This is a genomic window from Promicromonospora kroppenstedtii DSM 19349 (assembly GCF_000515355.1).
Taxonomy (GTDB): Bacteria; Actinomycetota; Actinomycetes; order Actinomycetales; family Cellulomonadaceae; genus Promicromonospora; species Promicromonospora kroppenstedtii.
In genome coordinates this window covers 92,458-101,340 of the sequence record NZ_KI911744.1, presented here as the reverse complement: position 1 = coordinate 101,340, position 8,883 = coordinate 92,458, and the positions used below count along the sequence as shown (strand labels likewise).

9 protein-coding genes are annotated in these 8,883 nt (G+C 71.0%); 8 read left to right on the top strand and 1 reads right to left on the bottom strand.

What is annotated here, in order from left to right:
• Positions 1-88 precede the first annotated feature (88 nt).
• The 6 genes from PROKR_RS36125 to PROKR_RS24615 all read left to right on the top strand — a co-directional run bounded on the left by PROKR_RS36125 (position 89) and on the right by PROKR_RS24615 (position 6,507).
• Positions 89-424, top strand: a complete 336-nt coding sequence (locus PROKR_RS36125; protein WP_169736553.1) for a hypothetical protein — start codon at positions 89-91, stop codon at positions 422-424.
• Positions 424-2,202, top strand: a complete 1,779-nt coding sequence (locus PROKR_RS24635) for an ABC transporter ATP-binding protein (RefSeq protein ID WP_036968926.1) — start codon at positions 424-426, stop codon at positions 2,200-2,202. The genes PROKR_RS36125 and PROKR_RS24635 overlap by 1 nt, the downstream gene beginning before the upstream one ends.
• An 86-nt stretch (positions 2,203-2,288) precedes the next feature.
• A complete protein-coding gene (locus tag PROKR_RS24630) occupies positions 2,289-4,217 on the top strand; it encodes an ABC transporter ATP-binding protein (RefSeq protein ID WP_397402258.1) in 1,929 nt (642 codons plus the stop codon).
• A 172-nt stretch (positions 4,218-4,389) separates the two neighbouring features.
• Positions 4,390-4,983: a DUF2975 domain-containing protein gene (locus tag PROKR_RS24625; RefSeq protein ID WP_036968925.1), complete on the top strand. Its 594-nt coding sequence runs from the start codon at positions 4,390-4,392 to the stop codon at positions 4,981-4,983.
• Entirely contained in the window at positions 4,983-5,210 is a 228-nt protein-coding gene (locus tag PROKR_RS24620; protein ID WP_157602640.1) for a helix-turn-helix domain-containing protein, read from the top strand. The genes PROKR_RS24625 and PROKR_RS24620 overlap by 1 nt, the downstream gene beginning before the upstream one ends.
• Positions 5,211-5,232: 22 nt before the next feature.
• Entirely contained in the window at positions 5,233-6,507 is a 1,275-nt protein-coding gene (locus PROKR_RS24615) for an endo-1,4-beta-xylanase (RefSeq protein WP_051433325.1), read from the top strand.
• A gap of 21 nt (positions 6,508-6,528) precedes the next feature.
• On the opposite strand, the gene PROKR_RS24610 is transcribed toward PROKR_RS24615, so the two are convergent.
• Complete coding sequence (locus tag PROKR_RS24610; RefSeq protein ID WP_036968922.1) at positions 6,529-7,299, bottom strand: SDR family oxidoreductase; 771 nt, start codon at positions 7,297-7,299, stop codon at positions 6,529-6,531.
• Positions 7,300-7,400: 101 nt separating this feature from the next.
• Here PROKR_RS24610 and PROKR_RS24605 point away from each other — a divergent pair, with 101 nt between their 5' ends.
• Positions 7,401-8,234 carry a helix-turn-helix transcriptional regulator gene (locus PROKR_RS24605; protein ID WP_036968920.1) on the top strand — a complete coding sequence of 278 codons (834 nt, stop codon included), beginning with the start codon at positions 7,401-7,403 and terminating at the stop codon, positions 8,232-8,234.
• A gap of 16 nt (positions 8,235-8,250) precedes the next feature.
• On the top strand, positions 8,251-8,652 hold the full coding sequence (locus PROKR_RS24600; RefSeq protein ID WP_036968918.1) for a YchJ family protein: 402 nt from the start codon (positions 8,251-8,253) through the stop codon (positions 8,650-8,652).
• Positions 8,653-8,883 lie beyond the last annotated feature (231 nt).

Genomic DNA, 8,883 nt, shown 5'->3' with positions numbered 1-8,883 from the left:
GGGCCCGCCGGGTCCCCGCGCCGTACCGCCGGAGCCGCCCGGCAGGCCCGGCGTCGTGCCCGGTACGCCCGCCGACCACCACGAGCGCATGCTCGCCTACCGCAAGACGCTGCTGGACCAGCGTGCCCAGCAGCATGCGGCTACGGTCGAGGGGATCACCGCCGTCCTCGCGCCGGACGCGCACCGGCTGCGGGTCCCCGTCGAAGTGGCGATCTCACTGGTCGAGTCGGCGATCGCCGGCGCGCACGTACGGATCGACCACCTGCAGCCCGTGGTGCCGGCCGACGTCCTGGCCGACGCCCTCGTCAACGGTCTCGCCGGTCCCGCGAAAAAGCCTGGCTCCGACGCCGCCGAAGGTGCAGCCTCCACCGCGGGACCCGGCGCGCCAGGTTCTCCAACCCCCAGCCCTGAAGGGAACTCCTGATGCTTGTCGCTCTTGCCCGGAAATATCTGGGCCCGTACCGCTGGGCGGTGGTCGCGGTGCTGGTCCTCCAGCTGGTGCAGACGCTCGCGGCCCTGTATCTGCCCAGCCTGAACGCCGACATCATCGACAACGGCGTGGTGCCCGGTGACATCGGGTACATCTGGAGCACCGGCGGATGGATGCTCGTCGTCTCGCTGGGCCAGGTCGTCGCGTCGGTCATCGCCGTCTACTTCGGCGCGCAGGTCGCCACGGCCTTCGGCCGTGACCTGCGGCGCGACGTCTTCCACTCGGTCCAGACCTACTCCGCGCGCGAGATGGCGCGGTTCGGGGCGCCGACGCTGATCACGCGCAGCACGAACGACGTCCAGCAGGTGCAGATGACCGTGCTGATGACGTTCACCATCATGGTGATGGCACCGATCATGCTGATCGGCGGCGTCATCCTGGCGCTGTCGGAGGACGTGTCGATGTCGGGCCTGCTGCTCGTCATCGTGCCGGTGCTGGCCGCCACCGCGGGCGTCATCGTGTGGCGCATGGTGCCGCACTTCCGCCGCATGCAGAAGCGCATCGACGCCATCAACTCCGTGCTGCGCGAGCAGATCACGGGCCTGCGCGTGGTCCGGGCGTTCGTGCGCGAGCGTCGCGAGACCGAGCGCTTCGGCGTGGTCAACGAGGAGCTGTTCGACACCTCGCTGCGCGCCGGCCGCCTGATGGCGCTCACGTTCCCGGTGGTCATGCTGATCATGAACCTGTCGTCCGTGGCCGTGCTGTGGTTCGGCGCCCACGAGATCGAGGCCGGCGAGATGGAGATCGGCTCCCTGACCGCGTTCCTGAGCTACATCATGTACATCCTCATGGCCGTGATGATGTCCACGATGATCTTCATGATGATCCCGCGCGCCGCCGTCGCGGCGGAGCGCATCGGGGAGGTCCTGGACACCGAGTCGTCCGTCGTCGACCCCGAGTCGCCGGTCGCTCTGCCGGGCTCGCTCGCCGACCAGGACGGCTCGCCCGACGGCGCCGTGGCGGGCCCGAGCGGTCGCGTCACGTTCGAGGACGTCGAGTTCCGCTACCCCGGCGCCGAGGAGCCGGTGCTGCACGAGCTGTCGTTCGAGGCCGTGCCGGGCCAGATCACCGCGATCATCGGCTCGACCGGTTCGGGCAAGTCGACGCTGCTGAACCTGGTGCCGCGCCTGTTCGACGCCACCGGCGGCACCGTCCGGGTGGACGGTGTCGACGTCCGGGACCTGCTGCAGCGCGACCTCGGCTCCCTCATGGGGCTGGTGCCGCAGAAGGCGTTCCTGTTCTCCGGGACCGTCGCGGACAACCTGCGGTACGGCAAGTCCGACGCCACCGAGGAGGAGATGTGGGCGGCGCTCGAGGTGGCGCAGGCGCGCGACTTCATCGAGGCGCTGCCGGACGGCCTGGAGTCCGAGGTGGCGCAGGGCGGCTCGACGTTCTCGGGCGGCCAGCGTCAGCGGCTCGCCATCGCGCGCGCCGTGATCCGCAAGCCCCGCATCTACCTGTTCGACGACAGCTTCTCCGCCTTGGACTACGCGACCGACGCGCGCCTGCGGGCGGCCCTGCGGCCGCAGACCCGCGACGCGACGGTGATCGTCGTCGCGCAGCGCGTGGCGACCATCCGTGACGCCGAGCAGATCCTGGTGCTCGACCACGGCCGCATCGTCGGCCGCGGCACGCACGCGCAGCTGCTGGCGGACAACCCGACGTACCAGGAGATCGTGACGTCCCAGATGAGCTTGGAGGAGGCGGCGTGAGCAACGAAGAGAAGCCTCAGGGCGAGAGCACGACGACGGCAGCGCCGCAGCGCGGTCCCGGGCGGGGGCCCGGCGGTGGCGGACCGATGGGCATGGGCATGGGAATGCCCGTGCAGAAGCCGATGGACTTCAAGGGCTCGCTGCGCCGGTTCGCCGGCATGCTGCGCCCCGAGCGCCTGAACGTCGTGGTGCTCATGGTGCTGGGCATCGCCTCGGTGGCGCTCACCGTGCTCGGGCCCAAGCTGCTCGGTAACGCGACGAACGTGATCTTCGCGGGCGTCGTGGGTGCGCAGCTGCCCTCGGGCGTGACCACGGAGCAGGCGGAGGCCGGGTTGCGCGCGGCGGGCCAGGACCAGATGGCGGACCTGCTGTCCGGCGTCGTGGGCGTCGTGCCGGGCCAGGGCATCGACTTCACGATGCTCATGCAGACCCTCGGCTGGGTGGTCGCGGCGTACGTCGGGGCGTTCCTGTTCGGCTGGCTGCAGGCGCGGATCACCGCCGGCGTCGTGCAGCGGACCATGCGGGACCTGCGCGACCAGGTGGAGGCGAAGCTGCACCGCATCCCGCTCTCCTACGTGGACGCCAAGCAGCGCGGCGAGATCCTGTCGCGCGTCACCAACGACATCGACAACGTGGCCCAGACCACTACGCAGACCCTCGCGCAGCTCGTGACCGCCGTCCTGACGGTGATCGGCGTGCTCGGCATGATGTTCTGGATCTCGCCGGTCCTCGCCCTGGTCGCGCTGGTGACCGTGCCGCTGTCGGTGATCCTGACGGCGCAGATCGCCAAGCGCAGCCAGCCGCAGTTCGTGGAGCAGTGGGCGGCCACGGGGCGCCTGAACGCGCACATCGAGGAGTCGTTCACCGGGCATGCGCTGGTGAAGGTGTACGGGCACCAGGAGTCCACGGCCAAGGCGTTCGCCGACGAGAACGGCGCGCTGTACTCGTCCAGCTTCAAGGCGCAGTTCATCTCGGGCACGATCCAGCCGGCGATGGGCTTCCTCGCGAACCTGAACTACGTGATCGTCGCCGTGATCGGCGGCCTGCGTGTCGCCTCGGGCACGCTGTCGCTGGGTGACGTGCAGGCGTTCATCCAGTACTCGCGCCAGTTCACGCAGCCGCTGACGCAGGTGGCCTCGATGATGAACCTGCTGCAGTCCGGCGTGGCCTCCGCGGAGCGGGTGTTCGACCTGCTGGACGCCCCGGAGCAGTCGCCGGACCCGGAGCGGTCGCAGAAGGTGGAGCCGGTGCGCGGCCGGGTCGCGTTCGAGGACGTCACGTTCTCCTACACGCCCGAGCGTCCGCTCATCACCGGGCTGAACCTGGTCGCGGAGCCGGGCCAGACCATCGCGATCGTGGGTCCGACGGGCGCCGGCAAGACCACGCTCGTCAACCTCCTCATGCGGTTCTACGAGGTGGACGGCGGCCGCATCACCCTGGACGGCGTGGACACCCGGGACATGTCGCGCGACGACCTGCGGTCCTCGGTCGGCATGGTGCTCCAGGACACCTGGCTGTTCAAGGGCACCATCGAGGAGAACCTCCGCTACGGCGTGCCCGACGGCGCCACCGTGAGCGAGGACGAGTTCCTCGCCGCGACGCGGGCCACCCACGTGGACCCGTTCGTGCGGACCCTGCCCGACGGCTACGACACCGTCGTGGACGAGGAGGGCTCGTCGGTCTCGGCGGGGGAGAAGCAGCTCCTCACGCTCGCCCGGGCGTTCCTGGCCGATCCGGCGATCCTCGTGCTCGACGAGGCGACGTCGTCCGTGGACACCCGCACCGAGGTGCTGGTCCAGGAGGCCATGAACCGGCTGCGCAAGGACAGGACGTCGTTCGTCATCGCGCACCGGCTGTCCACGATCCGCGACGCCGACGTGATCCTCGTGATGGAGCACGGCGACATCGTGGAGCAGGGCTCCCACGACGACCTGCTCGCCGCGAACGGCGCCTACGCCCGGCTGTACGCGAGCCAGTTCGCGGCCCCGGTGGTGGAGGAGCCTGCGGCGACGTAGGCCGCGGGATCACGAACGACCATGCACCTGTTGCCAGGACGACTCCCGTCCTGGCAACAGGTGCATGGTCGTCTCCGTCACAGGATTCGTTGACCCCAATGGCATATCGTGTTTCGATACTATCGTTAAGCGATATGCCGATCCTGCCGGACCCAGCGAAAAGGTGACGACCATGGCACAGCGAGTCTCCAGCAGTCGGCAGCACGACTTCCTCCTCCTGACGCTCGCGGGCGCCCTCACCGTCGTCGCGGGGCTGGCGGGCATCGTCGAGGGCCTGGTGCGGGTCGTGCCGAACCGTGACGTCCCGGTGACCGTGGACCTGGCCGACGTGCCGCACGAGCTGCTGCTCGACGGGTCCGTGGCGGCGGAGGCGACCGAGGCGGTGGTCCGGGTCTCCGCGCTCGGCCCGGTGCCGTACATGCTGGTCGTAGCGGCGGCCCTGCTGCCGGCGATCACGCTGCTGGTGGTCGCCGTCTGCTTCGCCCTGCTCGGCCGGTCGTTCTACCGTGGCGACTTCTTCACGCGCGGGAACCTGGTGGCGCTCAACGCCGCCGCGGCGGCGCTCGGCGCTGGTGCGGTGGTGATCCCCACGCTGGAGGGGACAGCGGCGAGCAGTGCCCTAGTGAACGCCGGCGCGGAGTCGGGCCAGGCGATGGTGCTGGGGCTCGATATGACCATGCTGCTGGCCGGCTTGCTCCTTGCCGCCGTCGGCTACGCGTTCCAGCGTGGCGCGCGCCTGAAGCGGGACACCGAGGGCCTCGTCTGATGCCTGTCGACGACGAGGCCCGCGTCCACTGCCGCCTCGACGAGCTCCTGACCGAGCGCGGAATGACGCTGGCACGCCTCGCGGAGCTGGTCGGCGTCACGGTGGTAAACCTGTCGGTGCTGAAGAACGATCGCGCCCGGGCGATCCGGTTCTCCACGCTGACGGCGGTCTGCGACGTGCTGCAGTGCGAGGTGGGTGATCTGCTCGTCGTGACTCCACGAGAGTGAGGGCCGCGGCTAGGGTCGGCGCGTGACCTCTCTCTTCAGGGCGCCCGGCGAAGGACGCACACCCGACCCGAGCCTGGCGCACCGCCGCGCCGACGCCACGGCGACCCTTCGTGGACCGGACGGCGCGCCGCTCGCCGGCCACGACGTCGTCGTGCGGCAGACGCGGCACGCGTTCCTGTTCGGCTGCATCGGCTTCGACCTCATCGACCTCGCCAACGGCACGTCGCAGGACCCGGAGTACGACGGCCGCCTCGCCGACGCGTGGTTCGACGTCTTCAACCAGACCACGCTCCCGTTCTACTGGGGCACGTTCGAGCCCGAGCGCGGGGCGCCGCGGACGGAGCCGCTGCTCGGCGCGGCGCGCTGGTTCCGCGAACGGGACGTCATGGTCAAGGGGCACCCGCTCGTGTGGCACACGGTGCAGCCGGGCTGGCTCCTCGGGCTGCCCGAGGACGAGGTGGAGCGCCTGCAGCGGGAGCGCATCCGGCGCGACGTCGCGGCGTTCCGCGGCGTGATCGACACGTGGGACGCGATCAACGAGGTGGTGATCATGCCGGTGTTCACCGCGCAGGAGAACGCCATCACGCCCTTGGCGCGGGTCAAGGGCCGCGTCGAGATGATCCGGATGGCGTTCGAGGAGGCGCGTGCCGAGAACCCGGGCGCGACGCTGCTGCTCAACGACTTCGACATGTCCACCGCGTACGAGTGCCTGATCGAGGCGGTGCTGGAGGCCGGGATCCGGGTCGACCGGCTCGGCCTGCAGAGCCACATGCACCAGGGCTACTGGGGCGAGGAGAAGACCCTCGCGATCCTGGACCGGTTCTCCCGGTACAACATCCCGATCCACTTCACGGAGACCACGCTGCTGTCGGGCGACGTGATGCCGAGCCACGTCGAGGACCTCAACGACTGGCAGGTCGAGTCGTGGCCGTCGACGCCGGAAGGTGAGGCGCGCCAGGCCGACGAGGTGGAGCGCCACTACCGGACGCTGCTGTCGCACCCGGGCGTCGAGGCCATGACGTACTGGGGGCTGTCCGACCGGGGCATGTGGCTGAATGCCCCGGGCGGACTGCTCCGGGCCGACGGTTCGCGCAAGCCCGCCTTCGACCGGCTGCGGGAGCTCGTCAAGGACGAGTGGTGGCTGCCGCCCACGGCCCTGCGCACCGACGCCGAGGGCCGGGTGCGGTTCGGCGGCTTCCTCGGGGACTACCGCGTCGAGGCGGCCGGCGGCGCCGCCGAGGTGACCCTGGACGTGCCGGGGACCGTGGACATGAGTGTGGTGCTCTCGGGGCGGTAGACCGTGGTGGTCGAGGCGCCCTCAGCTCGCGGGGGCCGCCGCGATCGGTTCCGACGCGTTCAGGGCGTCGACCACCTGGTCGTAGTCGCCCCGGACCTCGCCGTAGCGCAGGAACTTGACCCGCTCGACCTGGATCTCGTGCGCGTCAGGCTGGGCCTGAAGGAGGCTCATGGTCTCGTCGGCGTACTCGTCCAGCGGCATGGCGTGCGGGTCCTCGTCGTGGCCCGGCATGAGCGCGGTCTGCACGGATGGCGGAACAAGCTCCGTCACGGACACGCTCGTGCCCGCGAACTGGAGCCGGATCGACTCCGAGAGCATGTGGATCGCGGCCTTGCTCGCGTTGTAGGTCGGAGTGACCCGCAGCGGGGCGTGGGCCAGGCCGGAGGACACGGTGAGGATCGTCGCGTCCGGCCGGGACTGCAGGTGCTCGGTGAACGCGGCGATCAGCCGGATCGGGCCGAGCACGTTGGTGGTCACGACCGCCTCGGCGTCCGCCAGGAAGCCCGGGGTGCGCCAGTTCTCGGCCCGCATGATCCCCGCCATCGGCACCAGCACGTTCACGTCGGGGAACCGCTCGATCACCTCGGCGGAGGCGGTCCGGATCGAGCCGGCATCGTCTGTGTCGATGCGGACGGTGGCGAAGCCGTGCTCCGCGGCGATCTTCTCGAGGGCGTCGGTGCTGCGCCCGCCGACGATCACGGTGTTGCCCCTGGCCTGGAGCCGCAGCGCGAGAGCGAGGCCGATGCCACGGGTTCCACCGGGAATGAAGATGGTGTTGCCTTCTGTGTTCATGCCTCCACCGTGCGCCGCCCGGGCCGACGGCGGGAGAGACCTGGTGAACCAGGGACCGCCGGTCCCTGGCTCACCAGGCGCGCGCGGCGCACGATGGGGGCATGAACCGCGCAGCCCTGGCCGACTTCCTCCGCCGACGCCGCGAGGCGCTGCGCCCGTCCGACGTCGGCCTGGTGCCCGGCCCTCGCCGTCGCGCGCCGGGGCTGCGCCGGGAGGAGGTCGCCGCCCTGACCGGGATGTCCGTGGACTACTACGCGCGCCTCGAGCAGCAGCGCGGGCCGCAGCCCTCGGAGCAGATGCTCGCCGCCCTGGCGCGGTCGCTGCGCCTGACCGTCGAGGAGCGCGACTACCTGTTCCGCCTCGCCGGGCACGGCGTGCCGCGGCGCGCGCCCGCCGACTCCCACGTCGCGCCTGCGCTGCTGCGCGTGCTGGACCGGCTCGAGGACACCCCGGCGCTGATCCTCTCGGGCCTGGGCGAGACACTCGTGCAGAATCGCCTCGCGGAGGCGATCTTCGGCCCGGCACCCACCACGGGGCTGGCCCGCAGCTCCGCCTACCGGTGGTTCACCGACCCGGCCTCTCGGGAGGTGTACCCGCCCGAGGACCACGAGCGGCAGGCCCGCAGCCAGGTCGCGTCGCTGCGCGCGGCTCACGCGGCGGCATGCCCGGGATCGCCCGCCGACGAGGTGCTGCGCGCCCTGCTGCGGCAGAGCCCCGAGTTCGTGCGGCTCTGGGAGCTGCACGAGGTGTCCCGCCGGTTCGAGGACCACAAGACGCTGGTGCACCCCGAGCTGGGCCGCATCGACGTGGACTGCCAGGCGCTGTTCACCGAGGACCAGTCCCAGGCCCTCCTGGTGCTGACGCCGGCGCCGAACAGCGAGGCCGAGGAGAAGATTCGCCTGCTCGCCGTGCTGGGGCACGAGACGTTCGCGTAGGTGCGAAGATCGCCTGGTGCACGACGACGACCGCTGCCCCTGCCTCTCCGGCGACACCTACGGCGCCTGCTGCGGGCGCTACCACTCCGGCGCCGCGACGGCCCCGACGGCCGAGGCCCTGATGCGCTCGCGCTACTCGGCGTTCGCCGTGGGCGACGACGCCTACCTGCTCGCGACCTGGGCTCCGCAGACCCGCCCGGACAGCGCCGGGGTCGGCGACGAGCAGTGGCGCCGCCTCGACATCCACCGCACGGAGCGCGGCGGGCCGTTCGACAGCAGTGGCATCGTGGAGTTCACCGCCTTCTACCGGTACCCGGACACGGGGGTGCGGGGCAGCCTGCACGAGACCAGCCGCTTCGTTCGGACCGGAGGCCGCTGGTTCTACGTCGACGGCGACCGCGAGGCGAGCGACAGCTAGAGAGGGTTTCAAGGAGTCGTAGTGCGTGACCACGCGTCCAGGAGAGGTCGGGTCGGCGGGTTCGGCCGGGTGCCGGCTCGACCGGGTGGCCCGTGTGTCGGGCGGGCCTGGCGGGGTGGTGGGCTGGGTCGGTAGGGGATCGCTCCATGGGTGGGGGTGGTGTGGCAGCCGATGGAGTAGCGGCTGCGTGGGGTGCGGCCCGGGGCGGGGCCGGTGATGCCGACCGCGGGG

Bases quoted from the DNA above. Each gene is read 5' to 3' on its own strand.
- PROKR_RS36125 (WP_169736553.1), top strand. From the start codon at position 89: ATGCTCGCCTACCGCAAGACGCTGCTGGACCAGCGTGCCCAGCAGCAT.
- PROKR_RS24635 (WP_036968926.1), top strand. From the start codon at position 424: ATGCTTGTCGCTCTTGCCCGGAAATATCTGGGCCCGTACCGCTGGGCG.
- PROKR_RS24630 (WP_397402258.1), top strand. From the start codon at position 2,289: ATGGGCATGGGCATGGGAATGCCCGTGCAGAAGCCGATGGACTTCAAG.
- PROKR_RS24625 (WP_036968925.1), top strand. From the start codon at position 4,390: ATGGCACAGCGAGTCTCCAGCAGTCGGCAGCACGACTTCCTCCTCCTG.
- PROKR_RS24620 (WP_157602640.1), top strand. From the start codon at position 4,983: ATGCCTGTCGACGACGAGGCCCGCGTCCACTGCCGCCTCGACGAGCTC.
- PROKR_RS24610 (WP_036968922.1), bottom strand. From the start codon at position 7,299: ATGAACACAGAAGGCAACACCATCTTCATTCCCGGTGGAACCCGTGGC.
- PROKR_RS24605 (WP_036968920.1), top strand. From the start codon at position 7,401: ATGAACCGCGCAGCCCTGGCCGACTTCCTCCGCCGACGCCGCGAGGCG.